23 protein-coding genes and 1 pseudogene are annotated in these 22,403 nt (G+C 45.2%); 21 read left to right on the top strand and 3 right to left on the bottom strand.

Annotated features, from left to right (window positions below; all coding sequences use genetic code 11):
- The first annotated feature begins 55 nt into the window (after positions 1-55).
- From napA to YH65_RS09495, 15 genes are all read left to right on the top strand, one after another.
- Positions 56-2,893 (top strand): nitrate reductase catalytic subunit NapA, encoded by a 2,838-nt coding sequence (gene napA / locus YH65_RS09565; protein WP_046551667.1) that lies wholly within the window; start codon positions 56-58, stop codon positions 2,891-2,893.
- 4 nt (positions 2,894-2,897) lie between these two features.
- Positions 2,898-3,731: a ferredoxin-type protein NapG gene (napG, locus tag YH65_RS09560; RefSeq protein ID WP_046551666.1), complete on the top strand. Its 834-nt coding sequence runs from the start codon at positions 2,898-2,900 to the stop codon at positions 3,729-3,731.
- Entirely contained in the window at positions 3,731-4,543 is an 813-nt protein-coding gene (gene napH, locus YH65_RS09555) for a quinol dehydrogenase ferredoxin subunit NapH (RefSeq protein ID WP_046551665.1), read from the top strand. The genes napG and napH overlap by 1 nt, the downstream gene beginning before the upstream one ends.
- Before the next feature lie 10 nt (positions 4,544-4,553).
- Positions 4,554-5,519 (top strand): nitrate reductase cytochrome c-type subunit, encoded by a 966-nt coding sequence (locus YH65_RS11345; protein ID WP_052746177.1) that lies wholly within the window; start codon positions 4,554-4,556, stop codon positions 5,517-5,519.
- 74 nt (positions 5,520-5,593) lie between these two features.
- Positions 5,594-6,055 (top strand): ferredoxin-type protein NapF, encoded by a 462-nt coding sequence (locus YH65_RS09545; RefSeq protein WP_245609193.1) that lies wholly within the window; start codon positions 5,594-5,596, stop codon positions 6,053-6,055.
- A gap of 86 nt (positions 6,056-6,141) precedes the next feature.
- The gene (locus YH65_RS09540; protein ID WP_046551663.1) at positions 6,142-6,483 is read left to right on the top strand and encodes a hypothetical protein; all 342 of its coding nucleotides are present in this window, start codon (positions 6,142-6,144) and stop codon (positions 6,481-6,483) included.
- Positions 6,480-7,433: a WD40 repeat domain-containing protein gene (locus YH65_RS09535; RefSeq protein ID WP_046551662.1), complete on the top strand. Its 954-nt coding sequence runs from the start codon at positions 6,480-6,482 to the stop codon at positions 7,431-7,433. The genes YH65_RS09540 and YH65_RS09535 overlap by 4 nt, the downstream gene beginning before the upstream one ends.
- 10 nt (positions 7,434-7,443) lie before the next feature.
- The gene (locus YH65_RS09530; RefSeq protein ID WP_046551661.1) at positions 7,444-7,803 is read left to right on the top strand and encodes a chaperone NapD; all 360 of its coding nucleotides are present in this window, start codon (positions 7,444-7,446) and stop codon (positions 7,801-7,803) included.
- Positions 7,804-7,805: 2 nt separating this feature from the next.
- Complete coding sequence (locus YH65_RS09525; RefSeq protein ID WP_046551660.1) at positions 7,806-8,117, top strand: hypothetical protein; 312 nt, start codon at positions 7,806-7,808, stop codon at positions 8,115-8,117.
- Between the two features lie 115 nt (positions 8,118-8,232).
- Complete coding sequence (locus tag YH65_RS09520) at positions 8,233-8,475, top strand: hypothetical protein (protein WP_046551659.1); 243 nt, start codon at positions 8,233-8,235, stop codon at positions 8,473-8,475.
- A gap of 127 nt (positions 8,476-8,602) precedes the next feature.
- Positions 8,603-10,039 carry an aldehyde dehydrogenase family protein gene (locus YH65_RS09515; protein WP_046551658.1) on the top strand — a complete coding sequence of 479 codons (1,437 nt, stop codon included), beginning with the start codon at positions 8,603-8,605 and terminating at the stop codon, positions 10,037-10,039.
- Positions 10,040-10,048: 9 nt separating this feature from the next.
- A complete protein-coding gene (locus YH65_RS09510) occupies positions 10,049-10,531 on the top strand; it encodes a DUF420 domain-containing protein (protein WP_046551657.1) in 483 nt (160 codons plus the stop codon).
- Between the two features lie 18 nt (positions 10,532-10,549).
- Positions 10,550-11,020: a 2-thiouracil desulfurase family protein gene (locus YH65_RS09505; RefSeq protein WP_046551656.1), complete on the top strand. Its 471-nt coding sequence runs from the start codon at positions 10,550-10,552 to the stop codon at positions 11,018-11,020.
- Positions 11,017-12,483, top strand: coding sequence for a S1C family serine protease (locus YH65_RS09500; protein ID WP_046551655.1), 1,467 nt, complete (start codon positions 11,017-11,019; stop codon positions 12,481-12,483). The genes YH65_RS09505 and YH65_RS09500 overlap by 4 nt, the downstream gene beginning before the upstream one ends.
- Positions 12,470-14,119, top strand: a complete 1,650-nt coding sequence (locus tag YH65_RS09495) for a nitrite/sulfite reductase (protein WP_046551654.1) — start codon at positions 12,470-12,472, stop codon at positions 14,117-14,119. Before YH65_RS09500 ends, YH65_RS09495 begins: the two co-directional genes overlap by 14 nt.
- Here the strand turns inward: YH65_RS09495 and YH65_RS09490 are convergent.
- A complete protein-coding gene (locus YH65_RS09490) occupies positions 14,103-14,318 on the bottom strand; it encodes a hypothetical protein (protein WP_041672652.1) in 216 nt (71 codons plus the stop codon). The genes YH65_RS09495 and YH65_RS09490 overlap by 17 nt on opposite strands.
- 38 nt (positions 14,319-14,356) lie before the next feature.
- Between YH65_RS09490 and bcp the strand changes: the two genes are divergently transcribed.
- The 5 genes and pseudogenes from bcp (at position 14,357) to YH65_RS11740 (ending at position 18,233) form a co-directional block, all read left to right on the top strand.
- Entirely contained in the window at positions 14,357-14,827 is a 471-nt protein-coding gene (gene bcp / locus YH65_RS09485) for a thioredoxin-dependent thiol peroxidase (protein WP_046551653.1), read from the top strand.
- A gap of 321 nt (positions 14,828-15,148) precedes the next feature.
- Positions 15,149-15,904, top strand: a pseudogene (gene rpsB / locus YH65_RS09480) (30S ribosomal protein S2); the annotation flags it as partial.
- Positions 15,905-16,184: 280 nt separating this feature from the next.
- The gene (gene tsf / locus YH65_RS09475; protein WP_046551651.1) at positions 16,185-17,246 is read left to right on the top strand and encodes a translation elongation factor Ts; all 1,062 of its coding nucleotides are present in this window, start codon (positions 16,185-16,187) and stop codon (positions 17,244-17,246) included.
- 211 nt (positions 17,247-17,457) lie between these two features.
- A complete protein-coding gene (locus YH65_RS09470; protein WP_084722066.1) occupies positions 17,458-18,108 on the top strand; it encodes an ABC transporter ATP-binding protein in 651 nt (216 codons plus the stop codon).
- Positions 18,105-18,233, top strand: coding sequence for a hypothetical protein (locus YH65_RS11740; protein ID WP_281175037.1), 129 nt, complete (start codon positions 18,105-18,107; stop codon positions 18,231-18,233). Before YH65_RS09470 ends, YH65_RS11740 begins: the two co-directional genes overlap by 4 nt.
- Positions 18,234-18,271: 38 nt before the next feature.
- Here the strand turns inward: YH65_RS11740 and prfB are convergent, their stop codons facing one another.
- Entirely contained in the window at positions 18,272-19,366 is a 1,095-nt protein-coding gene (gene prfB, locus YH65_RS09465) for a peptide chain release factor 2 (protein WP_046551649.1), read from the bottom strand.
- A gap of 161 nt (positions 19,367-19,527) precedes the next feature.
- Between prfB and panC the strand changes: the two genes are divergently transcribed.
- Positions 19,528-20,352, top strand: coding sequence for a pantoate--beta-alanine ligase (gene panC, locus YH65_RS09460; RefSeq protein WP_046551648.1), 825 nt, complete (start codon positions 19,528-19,530; stop codon positions 20,350-20,352).
- A gap of 2 nt (positions 20,353-20,354) precedes the next feature.
- Here the strand turns inward: panC and YH65_RS09455 are convergent, their stop codons facing one another.
- Positions 20,355-22,403 (bottom strand): peptidoglycan D,D-transpeptidase FtsI family protein, encoded by a 2,049-nt coding sequence (locus tag YH65_RS09455; RefSeq protein ID WP_052746176.1) that lies wholly within the window; start codon positions 22,401-22,403, stop codon positions 20,355-20,357.

Below are 22,403 nucleotides of genomic sequence, written 5' to 3'. Positions count from 1 at the left end.
AATATTGAGAGGGTTTTTGACGTATAACCAAAAATCAATTTACGGAGGAAGTAATATGGCTTTAAATAGAAGAGAATTTCTAAAAAGTGCAGCGGCAGCATCTGCGGCCAGCGCTGTGGGAATTGCTGTTCCATCCAGTCTGAACGCGGCAGCGAATGACGCACAGAAAGATTGGAGATGGGATAAAGCAGCATGTCGTTTCTGTGGTACGGGTTGTGGTATCATGCTTGCGACCAAAGGTGGTAGGATCGTAGCGGTTAAGGGTGACCCTGCGGCACCGGTGAACAGAGGTCTTAACTGTATTAAGGGTTACTTTAATGCAAAGATCATGTATGGTGCGGACAGACTGAAAACACCGCTTCTCAGAATGAACGACAAGGGTGAATTTGACAAACATGGTAAATTCAGACCTGTCTCTTGGAAAAGAGCATTCGATGAGATGGAAAAGTATGCGAAAAAAGCATTGAAGGAAAAAGGGCCTGAAGGTTTAGCGGTATTTGCATCCGGTCAGTATACTATTATGGAGGGGTATGCGGCACAGAAAATGATGAAAGCCGGTTTCAGATCGAATGCGATCGACCCGAATGCACGTCACTGTATGGCATCTGCGGTTGTCGGTTTCTATCAGACATTCGGTATCGATGAGCCGTCAGGTTGTTATGACGATATCGAAATTACAGATACCATCGTTACCTGGGGATCCAACATGGCAGAGATGCACCCGATCCTCTGGTCAAGAGTTACGGACAGAAAACTTTCCAATCCTGACAAAGTAAAAGTCGTTAACATCCAGACTTATACACACAGAACCTGTGACCTTGGTGACTTTAACATTATCTTCTCACCAAACACAGACCTTGCGTTGTGGAACTATATTGCGCATGAGATCGTTTATAACCATCCTGAAGCAATCGACTGGGATTTTGTCAAGCAGAATATCGTCTTTACAGCCGGACCACTCAACATCGGTTACGGTATGAGAAGAGCAGGCGAAAAATCCATTACACCAGTCAGGAAAGATGGTAGTGCAGGAAAATACACTGCTCTTGAGATGCAGACCATCAACAAAGAGATGGAGAAAAAGATCTCAGCCAAAGAGGCACCGGCATTGGCACCATATGGTATCAAAGAAGGTGATACAATGAAGAACACAGCCGGTACACTCAAGCACTGGAAGATCTCATTTGAAGAGTACAAGAAGTCACTTGAACCGTTCACGCTCGACTATGTAGCGAAGATCGCAAAAGGTGATCCGAACGAATCTCTTGAATCATTCAAGAAAAAACTTAAAGATCTTGCAGCACTCTATATTGAAAAAGACAGAAAAGTCGTTTCATTCTGGACAATGGGTATGAACCAGCACACCAGAGGTACCTGGGTCAATACACTTTCCTACAATGTTCACTTCCTGCTGAACAAGCAGGCATTGCCGGGTAACGGTGCATTCTCGTTGACAGGTCAGCCTTCAGCATGTGGTACGGCAAGAGAGGTTGGTACATTCTGTCACAGACTTCCTGCCGATATGATGGTGAAAAACCCTAAACACAGAGCACATGCTGAAAAAACATGGGGAATCCCTGCGGGTACATTGAACCCTGTAGGTAACCAGCACATCATGAAGATCCACAGAGATATCGAAGATGGTGTTGTAAAATTTGCATGGGTCAATGTATGTAACGCATACCAGGATTCAGCTTCTGCAAAACACTGGATCAAAGCGGCAAGAGAGATGGATAACTTCATCGTAACTTCCGATGGATACCCAGGTATCTCAGCAATGGTTTCCGACCTTGTACTCCCGTCAGCAATGATCTATGAAAAATGGGGAGCTTACGGAAATGCGGAAAGAAGATCACAGCACTGGAGACAGCAGGTACTTCCTGTAGGTGACGCGATGTCAGATACATGGCAGTGGGTTGAATTCTCCAAGAGATTCACCGTGAAAGACCTTTGGGGCGGTTATACACTTAGAAATAAGAAAAAACTTCCAAACGTCATCGCTGATGCTAAGAAAATGGGATACAGTGAAGATACAACGATGTATGAGATCCTTTATGCGAACAAAAAAGCAAAATCGTACAAAATCGATACTTCCAAGTTCCCTCAGAAAGGATATGACAACTCTGAAGCACTTGGTGACAGCCGAAATGTAATAGGTTCTGATGGCAAGGTATTCAAAGGTTACGGATTCATGATCCAGGAATATCTCTGGGAAGAGTATGCAAGCTTTGGTAGAGGACACGGACATGACCTTGCTCCATTTGTTGTTTACCATAAAGTAAGAGGACTTAAGTGGCCGGTTGTCGACGGTAAAGAGACACAGTGGAGATTTAACGTCAAGTACGATCCGTATGCGGCAAAAGCGGTTAAAAAATCAGGCAGCAAGTCAACACACGCATTCTATGGTCCATTGGCGAAAAAGATCCTTCAGGGTGACTTGAAAGGGCCAAACAAAAAACTTGGCAAATATGCACTTCCTAACAAAGCGAAGATATTTGCAAGACCATATATGGATCCACCGGAAATGCCGGATGAAACTTACGATACATGGTTATGTACAGGTCGTGTTCTCGAGCACTGGCACTCAGGTACGATGACCATGAGAGTCCCTGAACTCTTCCGTGCGGTTCCTGAAGCACTCTGCTATATGCATCCTGGTGATGCCAAAGCAAAAGGTCTCAAGAGAGGCGAACTTGCATGGGTTGAAAGTAGACGTGGTAAAGTAAAAGCAAGAATTGAGACGAGAGGCCGTAACAGACCACCTCAGGGCTTGGTATTCGTTCCTTGGTTCGATGAGAAAGTCTTCATCAACAAAGTATGTCTTGATGCGACATGTCCAATGTCCAAGCAGACAGACTACAAAAAATGTGCAGTTAAGATCACAAAGGCATAAGTAAATGGCAAACTCCGACAACAACAGACGAAAGTTCATGGCAACGACCCTTCAAAGCGTTGGCTTAACGGCTCTTGGTGGATTGTTGTGGAGTGGCTATTGTGATGAAGCAAAAGCATCACCGCTGGTACTCAGACCGCCGGGGGCATTGAAAGAAGAAGCGTTTCTTGATGCGTGCATTAAGTGTGGAATGTGTGCGGAAGCGTGCTATAATCGTGACAGTAATATAGACAAAGAGACAGGAAAGCAAAGACCTGGAACCCTGCAAATGGCAAAAGGGGGCGACCACCGGCTGGTAGGTACGCCGTTCTTTACACCAAGGGATGTTCCCTGTTATATGTGTGATGATATTCCCTGTGTTCCGGTCTGTCCCTCAGGTGCTTTGGATATGCCAAGCCTTCTTGACAAAAAAGGAGAACTGGATATCAATAAAGCCCAAATGGGATTGGCCATTGTACATAAAGAGAGCTGTATTGCCTTTTGGGGCTTGCAGTGCGATGCCTGTTACCGGGCATGTCCTTTGCTGGATGAAGCGATATCGCTGGAGTATATGAAGAATGAACGAACGGGAAAACATGCATTTTTGCTGCCTGTCGTCCATTCGGATGTCTGTACAGGATGCGGCTTGTGTGAAAAAGCCTGTGTGACTGAAAAACCGGCTATCTTTGTACTGCCGCGTGAACACGCAACAGGAAAAGCAGGAGCTCATTATGTAAAAGGTTGGGACAAAAAAGACCAGGAAAGAGTAGGAAACAGAAAAGCAGAAGAGATAGAAACGCATACAAAACGAAGCGAAAAAGCGCCGGTGGATTATTTGAATAAGGAGATAGAGTATTAATGAAAAATTTAAAATATCTACTTCTTAGAAGGGTAACACAGATCGGGCTTTTGGTACTGTACTTTGGTGCCAATGCTTATGGTTGGACTATTTTGAAAGGTACATTTGGATCCTCACTGCTTTTCGGTGTGATCCCGTTGGCTGATCCCTACACGACACTGCAGGTTTTAGCTACAGGTTTTGTGTTGGGAGCAGATGTACTTTTGGGAGCGTTGATCATCACACTTTTCTATATGATCGTAGGCGGCAGGGCTTTTTGCAGCTGGGTATGTCCCATCAATATGGTGACGGACCTGGCCAACTGGCTCAGACGCAAACTTAATTTAGACAAAGAAGAAGTGAATTATCGTTTTCTTAAAAGACGTGCACGTTACTGGATCATGGTACTTGGCTTGATCGTCTCAGCTATTGTCGGTATTGCCGCATTTGAAGCGCTGAGCCCCATTACCATCATGCAAAGAGGTATTATCTTTGGATTTGGTGCAGGGATCTCGGTGGTCATAGCAATATTCCTTTTTGATCTCTTCGGGGTCAAAAACGGCTGGTGCGGACATCTGTGTCCCCTGGGGGCAACCTATTCACTTATAGGCAAAGCAAGCCTTGTCAGGGTCAAGCATGACCATGGAGCCTGTACAGCCTGTATGAAGTGCAAGGTGGTATGTCCTGAAAACCAGGTCTTGCATATGATAAACAAAGAGAGTATTTCAGTTACAGACGGTGAGTGCACCAATTGTGGTCGATGTATCGACGTCTGTGATGATGATGCTTTGGGATTTGGAATTAGAAGTTTTACAAATAAAGTAAATGATTAAAGGAGAAGAAATGACAAAAGTAATCAAGGTAATGGCATTGGGTTCACTGCTTGCTGCTTCAGCACTGTATGGTGCAAGTACGGCAGCATGTGCAGGATGTCACGGACAGCATTTTGAGAAAAAAGCAATGGGTAAGTCCAAGATCGTAAAAGATATGAGTGAAGCAGATATTCTTGTCGCGCTCAAGGGCTATAAGAACGGTACCTACGGCGGAGCGATGAAAGGTCTTATGAAAGGCCAGGTCGCTTCACTCTCGGATGCTGACATGAAAGCGATCGCTGCTTCCATCAAGGGTGGTGCAGGTGTGCCAACAGACAAAGCGACGGAACATGCAGCAGCTGCAGCTGTGGCAGAGGCTAAGGTGATCGATATCAACAAAGATGTATGTGATCCCAAGAGAATTGACAAAGAAGATCTCGGAAACAAAAAAGTAGTTGATGAGACAGTATTGGGTCTGAGAAAAACATCACTTTTCGATGAAAAGGTTGCACCGGTAAAAGGAAAAGATGACAGACCTGCTCCTGGAACTGCTCCAAAGTTTGAAAGAGCGTATGTCAATGCACCACCAATGATCCCTCACTCAGTGGAAGGATTGCTGCCGATCACCAAAGACAACAACCAATGTCTTGGATGTCATATGCCTGATGTGGCAAAAGGCGTAGGTGCTACACCTATTCCGCCATCTCACTTTACCAACTACAGACCGACAACAGTCTATAAAAACGGTGAATTGGTCAAAGAAGGTAAAAAAGTCGGTATCCAAAAGGGTGACATGGGTAACGTAGGCGATATCAAGCTTGCCAAAGTTAAAAAACTCAATCACCTCTATCAGGGTAGATTCAACTGTTCTCAGTGTCATGCACCGCAGGCAAACGTGAAAACAGCTGTAGCCAATACATTTAAACCGGATGGATTGACAGATGAGTTTAAAACCAAGTCAAATCTTGTCAATATGATGGATGATGGTGTCAAATAGTGGCGAATCGAAGAGATTTTTTTAGATCCTTCACCAAACCACTGCGTCAAACCAAAGAGGAGTCTCCTCTTTTGGTGAGACCGCCTTACGGTAAAGACGAATCTCTTTTTCAGAGTGAGTGCCCCTCTTGCGAAAGCAAAAGTTGTGTCGCTTCCTGTGATGAGAAGATCATTTTTATAGCGGATGATGGTACGCCGACACTCACATTCAAAGAGAACGGCTGCACTTTTTGCGATGCCTGTGCCGAAGTCTGTGAAACAGGTGTGCTTTCGCTGGAGAATGAAGGTACAGCCGACTGGCTCAACGCTGTGTTCAAAATATCGCTTGAAGCTTGTGTGGCACATCAGGGCGTTATCTGCCATGCCTGTAAAGAACCTTGTATCGATGATGCCATTTTGTTCAACGGAATGTTCAATCCAGTCATCGATGATGAAAAGTGTACGGCATGCGGTTTTTGCATGTCGAGGTGCCCGACACAGGCAATCTCTTATGAGGTGTTTGAGTTGAAACAGGAAGTAGATCAGACAGAGGTATAGTTGAAATTGATTTGGCTCAATAGATTTGAGGTAAATCCTGCTACTATGTCATGAATGATCTAACTATTGATTGACTGGAGAAATGAATGATGAATTTGGAAGTGAAATATCCGAAACTTTTTGATAAACTTGAAGACAAAGAAGTAGAGTTACGCCACCTGCTCAATGTGGACGAGAACTACGAAGATTATGATTCCGAAGAGTATGAGTTTGATTTTGAAGAGTACAACTTTGTAATTTATATTGCAGAACCTGTTCAGAAAATTCTGGGAGAAGAGAAGATGTCAGCATTGGCAGACACACTTGGCGATCACAGTGCTTTTGAAAATTTTGTTATTTCTGAAGAAGATCTCTATGGTGTAAAATCGGCCTTGAGTGAGGAAGAGATTGTTACATTGGTACTGGAGCACATCGAGGAGATGGTATGAGAAGACTCCTGCTGCTTTGCCTCTTGAGCATGGCTGCCTGGGCAACACCGGTATTCTCACCCGTTGAGACAATAGAGGTCAACGGGACAGCAAAAGATATGGTCCTCTCAAACGGCCATTTGGTCATTGCAACCGATATGGGGCATATTGAAGTGTATGATACGGCCAATAGTAAAAAGATCAAAGAGGTCTCTATTCCGGATGTGAAAGATTTTATGGGTGACATTATGCCGACCAGGGTCATGAGTACGGATGTGACAGGAGAGAAATATCTTCTGCTGAGTGACAGCGGAAAAGGCGGCTACTCCAATCTTTACCTCTATGATAAAACATTGAAACAACTCTTGTCCGCTGATGATAAGGAGGCAATCATCAAAGCACGATTTGTGGATGATTCGCATATTTTGCTTGGTTATCTCAGTAACGAGGTGGCACTGCTTGATATCAACAGCGGAAAAGAGCGCTACCGGGTTCAGTTGAGTGAATCAAAATTTTCCGATTTTGCACTCAATGAAGACAAAAGCCAGGCGGTTTTCGCCTGTGAGAGCGGTGTACTGAATGTTGTGGATGTGAAAAGCGGGAAAGTGATCAGACAGTTGCAGGGACAAAATGTGGACAATGTCTACAAGGTCGACTATAAGCAGAAGACCGTCTCGGCAGCAGGACAGGACAGAAGAGGGGCTTTCTACGATGTAACGACCGGTACAGGAACGTACATTCAGGGTGATTTTCTCATTTATGCGACAGCACTGAGCCCCTCTGCAGAGAAAGTAGCGTTTACAATGGACGAACAGAACAATATTTCCATCTATCGTACTTCTGACAAGGCTAAAATAGCCTTGCTTAAGGGGCAAAAGAGTACACTAAATGTTATTATTTTCAAAGATGAGAACAGACTCTATTCATCCAGTGATGACAGCACTGTAATGGTGTGGGATTTAAAAAAATAAAGGAGAAACGATGAATGTATCAAGTATTGTAGTGCAGGCTTTGCCGAAAAATATCGATGAGCTGGTGGCGTTCTTTAAAGAAGCCGATTATGTAGATTATCATCTGCATGACAAGGAAAAAGGAAAGATCATTGTAACTGTCGAAGGAAAAGGTGTGGAAGAGGAGATCGAAAAACTCGTCAAGATACAGCGGCTTCCCAATGTGATCGCGGCAGATATGATGATGACGTATCAGGAAGATGAACTCGATGCGGAAGTCAAAAGACTTGAAGAAGAGAACCCGGTACCCGACGTACTTAACGAGGAAGACATCGATGTTAAGGATGTGGTATACCACGGTGACCTCAGACATAAAAAGTTAGGATTTTAATTATGGCAGGCGTAATTGAATCGGTGATCAAAACCTCTCCTCTGGGCCGTTGGTATATCGAACTGACAGATACGATGAAAGAGGATGCCGAACCGGTATTCTGTCTGGATGTCTATGAGTATGCAGAGAAGGTCGAAGAGATGGGCAAAGAATATGGCGATGAGATCGAAGTGATCTGGTCAAGTGATGACGGCGTGACCCCCGAGCAGATCAATGAAGTACGTATGCAGATGAATGCCTATGAAGCCGAACAGGAAGCGAAGCGTGAGAATATGGAGCATATGCCTGACGGAACTCCCAATTTCTCATCATAGGACGTCTTTTGAATAAAGTCCAAAAGACTACGCTGACGCTGTGTCACACCTGAAGGTATACACTACGATAACTTCAGCAGTTGGCTCATGCAACTAGTTGCATTTTAGGAAGACAATGATTCAAGTTCTTAAAGAAGTATACGGTGTAGGGATACTTTTCTTCTACTACATGAAGTATCTTATCCTCTTTGGATGGCCGCTGCTGCGTTACGGCCTGGACTATAAAGACAATATTATTATCGATGTGCTTTGGGTCTATTGTCTTATTTTGATGATCAAAGATCTCGTGTATAAATTCGTTCTTAAAAAAAGCTATTGCGACAGTACCTCCTGCAGTCATACGACAAAAAAGAAATAATCTTGCAAAAGGGTCAGTTTACTGACCGAAACTTTCCCCATATGTTTCTACTTAAATCATAACCGATAAATCGACCCTACATTTTTTTTTGCTATAATCATTACAATTCCCTACAAGAGGTACGAATATGTTTGATGAAGAAGATGTAGAAGCGAAGATTCTTTTTGGTTCCACTGAAGCAACCAAAGAAGAGAAGACAGAACGCTGCAGCCCTTATGACGGTATTGTTGTCAGCATAGCGCAGGCTTGTGATTCCGACGATACGGTACATGCACTGAAGATCGCCAAAGAGGCGGCCAAAGAGGCGGCAAAAACACCTCTTTCCCAGCGTATACTCTGGCTGGAAGATGTGGCAAAAAGACTTGAAGAAGAGAAAGAAGTTTTTGCTCTTATGCTGACAAAAGAGGTGGCAAAACCCATCGCATTCTCGCGTATTGAAGTGGATAGATGTATCGAGACGATCAAACTGACCGTTCTTGAACTTGCCAACCTTGCGGGAGAGACCATTCCGACGGACATCATGCCCAGCGGCAGGAAGACTATGGCGTACTACAGACGTGAACCTGCAGGAGTAATTGCCTGTATCACGCCTTTCAATTTCCCGTTGAACCTTGTAGCGCATAAGATCGCACCTGCACTGGGTGCAGGGAATGCCGTAGTACTCAAGCCCACACCAGAGGCACCCATGACAGCCTATATGCTGGCCAAGCTTTTTATCTCTTCCGAGTATGCCGTTAAAGATGCACTTTCGGTAGTCTATGGTGATGCAGAGGTAGGTTCCACTCTGGTCAAAAGTGACATTCCGAGGGTCATCAGTTTCACCGGTTCTGTTCCGGTAGGCAATATCATTATGTCTCAGGCGGGCATTAAAAAGGTGAGCCTTGAACTGGGCGGGAATGCCGCCACCTACATCGATGAAAGTGCCGACCTTGAACTTGCGGCTGCACGCTGTGCTTTCGGTGCTTTCTACAACTCCGGACAGGTCTGTATCTCGCTGCAGAGGATTTATGTCAATGCGGAAGTCTATGGAGAGTTCGCAACACTCATTGCCATGGAGACGGCCAAACTCAAAGTAGGGTCACCCTATGAGGACGATACCTTCATGGGGCCGCTTATCGACAGTGAGTCCAAAGAGAGAGCAAAGAACTGGATAGCGTCAGCCAAGGCTGAAGGTGCCAGAGTGATCGTAGGTGGAGAGGAGACCGTGGAAGGACTCTTCCCCCCAACCGTCATGGCGGATGTGACCGATGAGATGAAGATCATCTGTGAAGAGGTCTTCGCGCCTATCGTTTCACTGGTCTCAGTTTCAAATTATGATACAGCCGTGAAGAAGATGAACGATTCTCCCTACGGGTTGCAATTTTCCATCTTCACCAATGATCTGAAAATGACACAGAACTTTATAGACGATGCCGAGTGCGGCGGTGTGGTGATCAATGATATCCCGACACTGCGTTTCGACGTGCAGCCTTACGGGGGTGCCAAACTTTCAGGTGTGGGACGGGAAGGCCCGAAATGGGCGCTTGAAGAGTTCACAGAGATCAAATCTATCGTGATCTGTTAAAGGAAAAATATGGAATATATGTTTCAGCCCGGTTTTCTGGGAACCAGAGCACCTTTTTTTATGGATTTTGTTACGTTGATAGTCGCTTTCCTGCCACTGCTGGTAGGCATAGCGATCTCTTTTGCGCGTCATCAGAAATATACCTTGCACAGTACAGTTCAGATCACAATCTTTATCATTTCTGTCATTGTAGTGGGCTATTTTGAGTATGGTGTACGTTTGGGTGGAGGGTATGAAGCGTTTGTGAAGGGGACACATGTTTCCCATAATTATCTTTTGTTCGTTCTTGTTTTGCATATTGTTATTTCTGTTATTACGCTGGGCGTGTGGGCAGGTACGCTTGTACATGCCAGAAAAAGTTATGCAAGAGGTGGTCTGCTTCCCGGGCCGGATTCAACATCACATAAAAAAGCGGGTATCCGTTCCTTTATCGGTATCGGCCTAACGGCACTGACTGGGATATGGCTCTATCTGCTCCTGTTCGTGTTTTGATGTAAAAGGGGAATTCTTATGAAGAAAATTGCTATTTCCGCCTGCCTTCTGGGGGAGGCCTGCCGTTATGACGGTACGGACAACAGAGATGATCTGCTCTTGGAAAAACTGGAAGGATGTGAACTGATTCCTTTCTGTCCGGAGGACGATGCTTTCGGAACACCGCGCCCTACGATGGATCTGATAGAGATGCAAGAGGGGGTCAGGGCGATCTCCAATGAAACAGGTGAAGATCTCTCTGCGCCGGTCGAAGCCTATGCCAAAGATTTTTTCGAAAAATATAGTGATATCGATCTTTTTATCGGGAAAGACAGAAGTCCAAGCTGCGGGGTATGTTCCGCAAAGCTTTATGATGAACACAAAGTTCTGATCAGTGCCGGGGCGGCAGGCCTCATGGCAAAAGAGGCGATGCACAGAGGTATTGAAGCGATTGATGCCGAAGCATATATTGAAAAGATCGGTGATCCGACAGAGAAGGATAAACATTGAAACTATTGATCACACTATTATTGGGTACACTTTTTTTAACGGCCGGAACGACAGAAGAGGAGATCGCCAAGCAGGCGATTGTTAAAATATACACGACTTTCAAAGCGCCCAACTACCAGGAACCGTGGAACTCCTCCATGGCGAGTGCAACAGGTTCCGGGGCTATCATCGAAGGAAAGCGTATATTGACAAATGCCCACGTGGTGGCTAACCATACTTTTATCGAAGTCGAGCGCTACGGGGAGAGAAAACGTTACATTGCCAAGGTGAAATTTGTTTCTCACCAGGCTGACCTTGCACTGCTGGAAGTGGAAGATGAGACATTCTTCAACGGCGTGACTCCGCTTCAGTTTGACGGTTTGCCACAGATCGAGCAGAAAGTGGTCGTCTACGGCTATCCGATGGGCGGAAGCACGCTGTCGGCTACGATTGGTGTTGTATCGCGCATAGAGCATCACCGCTATTCACACAGCGGCGAGAAATTCCTTGCCATCCAGGTGGATGCCGCAGTCAATCCCGGCAACAGCGGAGGCCCCGCTCTCTCAAACGGAAAGATCGTCGGCGTGGTCATGCAGGTGATCAAAAGATCCCAGAATATCGGGTACCTTGTACCGGTGATGATGGTGAAACATTTCCTCAAAGATATCGAGGATGGGAAATGTGACGGATTTGCTGACCTTGGTCTGACAACACAGAAAATGGAAAATCCGGCGATCAGGCACTATTACCATATGGACGAGAACGAGACGGGGAAGCTTGTGGCGGAGATTGTTTACAACTCGTCACTCAAAGGGATTCTGAAAAAAGGGGATATCCTCACGGCAATAGACGGGCACAAGATAGAAAATGACGGAACGATTGCTTTTCGGCCGCATGAATTCACGGATTTCAACTATTATGTGGACCGCTACCAGATGCATCAGAGTGTCGAGCTGGAAGTGCTGCGCAATGGAGAAAAAATGAAGGTGGATGCCAATCTGACCAATACGGCAGACGATATTCTTCTGGTGAAAACGACCCGTTACGACAGGATGCCGACCTATTACATCTATGGCGGATATGTCTTTTCTCCTTTGACAAGGAACTTGCTACTCTCTACCAACCGGAACAGGTTGGCACTGAGCTATTTTGCTACACAATGGCCCACAAAAGAGAAAAAAGAGGTGGTCGTACTGCTCAAAGTGCTGGCATCGGATATCAGCCGGGGCAATAATGGTTTTGCCATGTGGCCCATAGAGAAGATAAACGGTGAAACTTTCGACAGCTTCAAGACCTTTTTCGAGAAGTTCAACAATGCTGAAGGGCAATATGTCGTCCTTGAAGACAAGGACGGTGTGCGTGTGGTCATTGATAGAAAAGAGGCAGAAACCAAACAGAAAAAAATACTTGACAAGTATAATATCGAGTATGACAGATCCATTGATCTAAGAAAGAAGCGGCCGGGAAGCAATGAAGCCCAATAAGATCGAACGCCTCAAATCAGAATACCACCCTTATGATTTCAGAGAGAAGATCTTCTACCTTGACCTTGAAGATCTTTCTGAAGAGGACCGTTTTTACCTGAAGAACTGGGGTATCTACAATATCAAGCTGATGCCCGAAAAATTTATGCTGCGTATCCGTATAGCAGGCGGACGTGCAGAGGCAGATATGCTTTCTTTTCTTTTTGGGATCGCCAGGGAATACCATCTTGAATTGCTTGTAACAGCGCGTGCGCAGATTGAGCTGCATGGCCTGAATGCCTACAATGTACTGGAAGTCTGGCAAAAGCTTCAAAATGCCGATATCACTACTCTTCAGACTCTTACGGATAATTTCCGGAATATCGTGACTGATCCGTATGATGGTGTGACAAAAGAGAACAGAGTAGAGGTCTATTCTCTTATTATGCAGATGCAGACGCTTTTTTTAAACAAAGAAGCATGGATGGGGATGCTGCCCAGAAAGTTCAATGTCGCTATTAGCGGAACACAAAAAAGTCATCTCCATTTCTTCGGGAACGACCTCTACTTCGCACTTGCCAAAAAGAAGGGAGAGTGGGGATTTAACCTTTATCTGGGGGGTAAGAATTCCGAAGTGGCGCGGAAGGCAGACATTTTCGTATTGCCACACAATGTACCGCCCATGTTTGAAGCGCTCTCTAAAGTTTACAATGCTTACGGACTTCGCGGAAGCCGGGCTAAGACCAGACTGTTCCACCTGCTCTCGGAGATCGGTATGACAGCTTTTGTAGAGAAAATAGCGGAGTTCTACCCGTATGCTATGGAAAAGGCAGGTGCCCTGCAGCATGAAAAATGCACTTTTACTTCGTTTGTTGAACTCAAGGACGGCACGTTTGGTTATTGTTACCAAACACATTTTGGCAAGATCGGCCTGAAAGAGCTGGAAATATTATTGAACTATGCAAGAAAGGAATCTTTGCAGATACGCCTGGGTGTGGACCAGAACATCTATCTTCTTGGACTGAAAGAGAAAAGTGTGCCCTTTGAAACAGATACGGGTTCCTCCCATATCGTTGCCTGTGCAGGGAGTGCCTATTGTGGGCTCTCACTGTGGGATGTCAAAGCGGAGACAACCTATCTGCCTCTGAAGAAGATAGAACAGCATAACATACAGGTCGGTTTCAGCGGCTGCCTCAAAGGATGCGGCAGACACCATCATGCGGACATCGGTCTTGTCGGGTTGCGTACCAATGTATTTGGAGATACCCAAAAAGCGGCGAGGGTCTTTCTTGGAGGAGAGTACAGTAGCGGAAAAGCTGCAGCAAGACTCATTTTCCATGCTGTACCACTGCAGCATCTCTCCAGCCTATTGGAAGTGATCATTGAAGAATTTGAGACGAGCGGTGTATCGGATTTTGAAAGATTCTGCGGGGTCTATATGAATCCTCACAGCAGCAATTTTGTTGCGTTGTGGTTCCTCGCAAAACTTTACCTGAAAGTGCCGATTCGGCTGGAGGTCCTGCCTGAAGCAAAACTCTATGAGAAACTGTTAGAGCACAGTGGTTTTCCGAAACCTGAAGAGGATGAGAATTATATTGAAAGTATCAAAATAATGATGCATGCCTTATGGGATGATGCACTTACTCGTACTTCTTGAACTGCTCCAGCCAGGCTTTGTCTTCTTCTGAGAGTGTTCCCACGCGTTCCAGAAGCTTCTTTTTGATGGAGATGAGGTCCTCGGTGGAGAGATAGGCGAGAAGATCGGGGTTGATGGTCGGGTCCTCTTTGCCGTAAGCGATCAGTTCTTCTATCTCCTGAAGCAGTTTTTCTTTGTCTGGTATATTTTTTTCATTCATTTTGCTATACTACCAAAAAAATGTATAAAGGATACAATATGCTGAATGTTGGAGATAAAGTACCGGATTTTTGCCTGCCGAACCAGGACGAAGAGGAGATCTGTTTTCGTGATATCAAGGGAAGATGGATCGTACTTTACTTTTACCCAAAAGACAATACACCGGGCTGTACGACCGAAGCATGTGATTTCACTGCGGCTCTGCCTGATTTTGAAGGTTTGAACGCCATCGTGCTGGGTGTCAGTCCTGACTCCCCGAAAAAACACAGGAATTTCATAGAAAAAAAAGATCTGGGTATCACGCTTCTGGCTGATGAAGAAAAAGAACTCTGTCAAATATTCGGTGTCTGGCAGCTTAAAAAGAACTATGGACGTGAATACATGGGTGTAGTACGTTCAACTTTTATCATAGACCCGGATGGTAAAGTAGCTGCCAAATGGGAGAAGGTGAGGGTCAAGGGACATGTGGATGCGGTAAAAGCCAAGCTTGAGGAGCTTCAGACCACGTAGGGTGCAATGTATTGTGCCTTGATGTATTTGACCTTTTGACATTGACTTGCCCTTTATCTTGTGGTGCGTGAGTACGCACCCTACAGCCATTCTCCCGCTTTTCAAACAATCTTAAAACTTTTTTGGGTATAATCGCGTTCCTTATTCTCTATGAGGGTAAGTAAAACACATGTAGTTATTCCTTGCACGGTTGTGTGATTCCAATACTATTTGGAATGAACATTGAGGACTACAGCGGATTAAACCTAGTGATGAAGCGATGCTTTTAACTGAGTATTTACAGTGTAAATATTCTATTAACGATATACCAAGGAGAAACTTATGGTAACAATGAAAGACCTATTGGAGTGTGGAGTACACTTCGGACACCAGACAAGAAGATGGAATCCAAAAATGAAGAAATTCATTTTCGGTGCAAGAAAGAACATTTACATTATTGACCTTCAAAAAACACTCAGATATTTCAAATATACATACAATGTTGTTAGAGATGCGGCTGCTGAAGGGCAGACTGTACTTTTCGTAGGTACAAAAAAGCAGGCCAGACAGGCAGTAAAAGAGCATGCCGAGAGAGCGGGTATGCCTTATGTTGCAACAAGATGGCTCGGTGGTATGCTGACAAACTATCCGACAATGAAAAAATCTATCAGAAAACTCGAGATCATCGAGCAAATGGAAGAGAATGGGCAGATCGACCTGTTAACCAAAAAAGAGAAATTGATGCTTTTGAGAAAGAAAGAGAAGCTGAACTCTTACCTCGAAGGTTTCAGATATATGAAAAAACTTCCTGATCTCATGTTCGTTATCGATGCGGTTAAAGAGAATATCGCAGTAAAAGAAGCAAGAAGACTTGGTATGAAAGTGATCGCACCGCTCGATACGAACTGTGATCCTGATGTGATCGACTATCCGATCCCGGGGAACGACGATGCTATCAGATCTATCAACCTTTTCTGTAAAGAAATGGCAGATGCTATCATTGAAGGTAAAGCAGCCTATGCTGAAGCGAACGGTGGAGAAGCTGAAGAAGTACCTGCCGGTGAGATGGAAGCGGTTATGGCTGAAGCAGCGGCAGAGGAAACTGCAGCACCTGCAACTGAAGCTGAAGTTGAAAAGCTTGTTGAAGAAAAAACAGCACCAAAAGCGGCAGCAGCTGAAAAGAAAGGTGATGACCTTACAAAGATTGCAGGTGTCGGTAAAGTCTATGCAGGCAAACTCAATGACGAAGGTTTCTACACATTCAGCGATGTAGCGAATATGACTGATGAGCAGATCGCAGTAATGGAAGAGAAGTACAGTTTCAAAGGAAACTTCAGAGATGCGGTAGCATCTGCAAAAGAATTGGCGGAGGCGTAATATGGCAAACTTTGGACCAAAAGATATCAAAAAACTCAGAGAGATGACCGATGCAGGGATGATGGACTGTAAAAAGGCATTGACCGAAGCTGACGGCGATATGGACAAAGCGGTTGAATGGCTCAGAGACCAGGGAATGGGTGCTGCAGCTAAAAAAGCCGGAAAAGTAGCAGCTGAAGGTGCTATCGGCATTAAAGTTGAAGGTCATAAAGCTGTGATCGTCGAGATCAACTCTCAGACTGACTTCGTTGCACAGAACGACAAGTTCAAAGCACTGATGGACACGGTAGTAAATCACGCATTCGAGAACAATCTTGCTGACGCGGAAGCGATCAACAACTCTACTATCAATGGTGAGCCGTTCGCTGACTTCCTTTCTCAGCAGATCGCCATTATCGGTGAAAAACTTGTTGTAAGAAGAGCAGCACTGATCGTTGGAGATGAAACGACTGCGGTAAACGGTTATGTTCACTCAAATGCACAGAATGGTGTTATTATCGAAGCGAAATGTGATTCAGCGAAAACAGCGGAAGCAATGACGCCGGTTCTTAAAGAAGTAGCAATGCATGCGGCTGCGATGGCACCATCTACACTCTCTTACAAAGATTTTGACCCTAAGTTCGTTGAAGACGAGACCAAAGGTAGAATCGTAGCGATCGAAACAGAGAATGAAGAGCTTAGACGTTTGGGGAAAACTGAAAAGAATGTTCCTCAGTACATCTCTATGAGCCAGTTGACGGATGAAGTAATGGCTGCTGCAGAAGAGGCTCTTAAAGCAGAACTTGCTGCAGAAGGCAAACCTGAAAAGATCTGGGACAAGATCCTTCCTGGAAAACTGGCAAGATTTATCTCTGACAACACAACACTTGATCAGGAACAGTGTCTTCTTGATCAAAAATTCGTTATGGATGACAGCAAGACGGTATTTGAATACGTACAGGAAAAAGCGAAAGCAGCCGGTGGTTCAGCTGAGATCGTACACTTTGTAAGACTTGAAGTAGGTGAGGGTATCGAAGTTGAGGAAGAAGACTTCGCCGCAGAAGTAGCCAAGCAAATGGCATAATAGTTCTTCTGCTTCATCGCATCTTTGAAGGAGTTTGTTTGGTCACATACTTATTGTATGTTCCCAAACAACAACCCTCAAATCTACAATAAATCAGAAGACTATCATATTTTCCAAAAATAGATATTTGTCATAATTCTATCTTTCTACTAACCAATCATCCATTTCCTCTTTTTATGTTAAAATACCCAAAATTATCCAAAGGTATGTAATGTCCCGACCATTATTGGAAGCTACCGGTATTTCCCACAGTTTTGACTATCCGCTTTTTTCAGACATTCATTTCAGTATCGCAGCAAAACAGAGTGCGGCGATTGTCGGGCGCAGCGGCAGCGGAAAGTCGACACTTCTGCATATTTTCTCGACTTTTTTAAAACCCAATACAGGGAGTGTCACCCTTTTTGAACATGAACTCTACACCTTGAAAGAGAGAGATATAGAAGCGTTCAGACGCTATGATATAGGGATCATTTTTCAGTTCCATTATCTTTTCAAGGGGATGAGTGCCATGGAGAACATCTCTGTAGCGACGATGCTTTCAGGCGAAAGTATAGACAGGAAAATACTGAAAAAGCTGGAGATAGACCATCTGATGGCGCATAAGACTTCCGAACTTTCAGGAGGAGAACAGCAGCGGGTTTCCATTGCCAGGGTTTTAAATAAAAAACCACGTATCATCTTTGCGGATGAGCCTACGGGAAATCTGGACAAAGAGACTGCCGAGTTGGTCATGGATGTACTTACAGCATATATCAAAGAGCATGATGCAGCATTGGTACTGGTCACCCATGACGAGAGTATGGCGGAACGCTGTGACGCTGTCTATAAACTTGAAGAGAGAAAACTGGAGAAACGTGTATGAAAGTGGATATTACAAATGTGATCTATACCGTTTCAATGATCGTTTTGGCATTCATATCAGCCATAGTGGTAACGAAAACACTCTCCAAATATATTGAAAAGAAGAAAGACAAAGAAGAACTGTAGGGTGCGCAACTGCGCACCGGAAAGGGAGAGTACAAAATCTATTTTGCCTGTGAGATCAGTACGCCTTCCAAAAGTTTGTCTATATCTCCGTCCAGAATAGAATCAACATTGGTGAATGCCTGTCCGCTTCTGGTATCTTTGACCTGCTGATAAGGCTGCATGACGTAGGAGCGTATCTGGTGTCCCCAGCCGATGTCCGATTTTTCCACTCCGTCTATCTCCGCCTGTTTTTTTGCCATTTCGTATTCGTAGAGGCGCGATTTGAGCATTTTCATTGCCGCTGACTTGTTTTTGTGCTGGCTTCGGTCGTTCTGGCACTGTACCACGATGCCTGTAGGCTCATGGGTGATACGGATGGCTGATTCGGTTTTGTTGACATGCTGTCCTCCTGCACCTGAGGCACGGTAGGTGTCTATGCGAAGGTCTTTATCCTCTATTTCTATATCGATGTCGTCGTCGATCTCGGGAGAGACCATGACAGAAGTGAAAGAAGTGTGGCGCTTGGCGTTGGAGTCAAAGGGGCTGATACGTACCAGTCTGTGAATGCCGTTCTCCACTTTGAGGTATCCGTAGGCATTCTCTCCCTTGATAATAAAGGAGACATCTTTAATGCCCGCTTCTTCTCCCGGCTGGTAGTCAAGCACTTCGACCTTGAAGCCGTGACGCTCCGCCCAGCGTAAATACATACGGTAGAGCATGCTCGCCCAGTCCTGACTCTCGGTACCGCCTGCACCGGGGTGGATGGAGACAATGGCATTGTTGCTGTCATGCTCACCGCTAAGCATCATCTGTACCTCAAGGGCATTGGTGCGCTCTTTGAGAGATTCAGCATCTTCATAGAGCATCTCAAGTGTCTCTTCATCCTTCTCGGCTTTGGCCATCTCGAAATACTCAATGGCATCATAGACCGCATCATTGGCATTATGATAGGTTTCCAGAATACGCTCAGTTCTTGTTTTCTCCTGGGAGATCTTTCCTGCATTTGCAGCATCATTCCAGAAGTTGGGGTCCTGCTGCATCTCTTCTATTTCACCGAGACGTTTTTTCAGCTCGTCAGGCTTGACTATATTGCTAATATTCTCCATTTTTTTGGAGAGGGTTTTCAAAAGTTCGCCGTATTCATATGCATCCACGTGAAAAAGTTCCTTTATTTTGTAGGGTGCTGTGCCCTCACAGCACCAATGAATGTTAGGGTTCCAATGTAAAAATGGTTTTTAGTGTTGTCAGGAGACAATACCCCACAGTAATATTTTGATATGATTTTACCAAAATATAACAAAATAGAGGGTTAGAGATGATCATTGCACGTACCATAGAAGAGTTACAGGAGGCCAGAAAGAGACTAAACGGAAGCATCGGATTCGTGCCGACGATGGGTGCGCTTCACCAGGGCCATCTCTCTCTCATTCAACAGGCGAAAAGAGAGAATGATTATCTCATTGTTTCGATCTTTGTCAATCCGACACAGTTCCTTGAAGGGGAAGACCTCGATGCCTATCCCAGAAAGGAAGAAGCTGACAGGAAGATCTGTGAAGTGGCAGGGGTGGATATTGTCTTTATGCCGACGATCGGACAGATGTACGAGAGGGATGAACTCTGCATAGGTGCACCGGCGGTACGTGGGTACATTCTGGAAGGGGAGAAGCGGCCGGGGCATTTTGACGGGATGCTTCAGGTGGTCATGAAACTGCTCAATCTTAGTGGTGCTACCCGAGCCTACTTCGGAAAAAAAGATGCACAGCAGCTTGTGCTCATTTCACAGATGGTCAGAAACTATTTTATGGATATACAGATTGTCCCCTGTGAGATCGTAAGGGATGAGAACGGCCTGGCATTGAGCAGCCGCAATGTCTACCTGAATAAAAAGGAGAAACAGCGAGCTTTGTCTCTCTCTCATTCTCTCAAACGTGCCACAAAGATGGTGATGCAGGGTGAAGTGAATGTGAATATCATTAAAAAAGAGATGTTGCAGGTACTTTCTGAAACGGACCGTGTGGAATACGTGGCTATTGTGGACCGTCAGCTCAGATCGCTTGAAAAGGTGGAGATAGGCAACACCATTATTCTGGTAGCCGCTTGGGTGGGGAAAACCAGACTCATCGACAATATCTGGATTTAATTCTAAAAGAGGTCTTCTGCAGAAAGCTCTTCTATCTTCTCTTTTGTGAGTGGTTTTCTGACCGGTGGTTTCGGTTTGGGTTTTGGTTTTGCCGCTGGTCTCTTTTTCCTTTTCGGCTTTGGTTTGGGCTTGGACTTCATTTCGAAGAGTTCATTGATCGAAGGATTTTTAACATTCGTACGCTCTGGCATGGTGCCGTTGTCCTCTTTGGGTTTGTCCAGTTTGATGGGAGAGAGTGTATCTATCTTGCCGCCCTCAGGTTTGAGGTAGTCAAGCTCTACAAGGATGTCAACGATGCGTCTGAATGTCGGGACCGCAGATTGTGAAGCGAAATATTTATGGTATTTTTTGGCACGTATCACCAAAACCCCAATGGTATATTTATGTCCCTCTTTGTCATTGGCAAAACCGTAGAAAGAGCTGTGGTACTCTCTAACGTAACGCCCGCCTTTGGCGATATGTGCCGTACCGGTCTTGCCTCCGATCTCCAGCCCAGGGTATTGCGCTTTGACTCCCGTCCCGCGTTTGACGACTTCAAGCAGAATGTCATGTATTTGTCCGGCTGCCTTCTTTTCTACTGCTTTGAGGTCACCCTCTTTTGGCTCCAGGGTGTAGCGGTTCCCCTTGTCATCTGAAAGATAATCCACCAGGCGGGGCGTAACTGCGACACCGTTATTGTTGAAGGCAGAATAGGCTTTGAAGAGCTGGGCAAAGGTGACAAGCATACCGTAACCGTAGGAGGAGTTGGCTCTATGCATGTTGTTATTCAGAAGATGAAGAGACTTGATCCTCCCGGGAACATCACGTGAAAGATCCAGGCCCGAAGGTTTTGAGAGGCCGAATTTAATGAGCCCGTCTCTGAATTGCTGTCCCGTCAGTCTCCATGATATTTGGGAGATCCCGACATTGGAGGAGTGCACGATGATATCGGTGGCGGTGAGAGCATCGAATTTTTCATCATCGGAGATAGTACGGCGTTTGCCGATCTTCAGTTTCCCGTTATAGGTATTGAACCAGGTATCGGGCGTGACTACTTTGTGGTTCAGGGCAATGGCGAGCGTAAGGGGTTTGATGACAGAACCGGCTTCATAGGCGTATTCGGAAAATTTTGGGTCGAGTGCAGAAATATCTTTGTTGTGAATATGACGCGGGTCATAGCGTTCTGTACTGGCAAGAGCAAGTACTTTCCCTGTACTGCTCTCCATGACCCCGGCAAGAATCTCGTCCGCATCGATACTGGCTTTCATCCGGTCGATCATCAGTTCGATCCTTCTCTGGAAAGCAAGAGGCACATTGAGGTGGAGGTCCATCCCGTCGACGCGGGGCATCTCTATGCTGTTCTTATTGTGGATGACCGAAGCAACAACATCTCTTTCTCCCTTGAAGTAGCCGTTCTTCTTGGAAGTGATGTGTTTTTCATACTTGCGCTCCAATCCTTTGATACCGTGTGGTCTACTGTAGCGCTCTTCATTTCTGTTCCTGACATAACCAAGGACTGGGCTAAGCACATCTTTGAGAGGGAATTCCCTTGTCTCTCCGTTTTCTACAATATCGAGTCCGTAGAGTACTTCGATACCGCTGCTGGTCTTGGTGGTCTTGAATGCTCCCAGTTTTCTTAGTTTGTAGGCCAACTCTTTGAGCTGCATGGCGGATTTGAAGTTGATATCTTTTGCAAGTACGATATTTCCACGGAAATCTTTGCCGTTTTTGTCTTTGAACTTTTTGAGTACATCCTCTTCGGGGATCCCACTGTAGATACTGAAAAGCCTGACGAATGCCTTGCGTTTTGCAGGGTCGATACTTGCACCATGAATAACTGCCTGGTAAGTCTTCTGGGATCGGCTGAGGGTATAGTTGTCCGCAGAGATGATATCGCCGCGCAGAGAACGGTCATGGACGATGGTATATTGACTGGGAATATCTCTTGGGGAGAGAATGGTTTTGAGTACGGAAAAGAGAAAAATAGCCATGGTAGCGACCAGCAGGATAAAAAGAAAGCTGATCTTGTTCTTTCTTTGGTGCAGTACCATATTTTTTATATTTTTGTTCAT

Source organism: Sulfurovum lithotrophicum, from assembly GCF_000987835.1.
Lineage (GTDB): Bacteria > Campylobacterota > Campylobacteria > Campylobacterales > Sulfurovaceae > Sulfurovum > Sulfurovum lithotrophicum.
The sequence above is the reverse complement of the archived record's forward strand: the minus strand, read 5'-3'. Positions and strand labels throughout refer to the sequence as shown.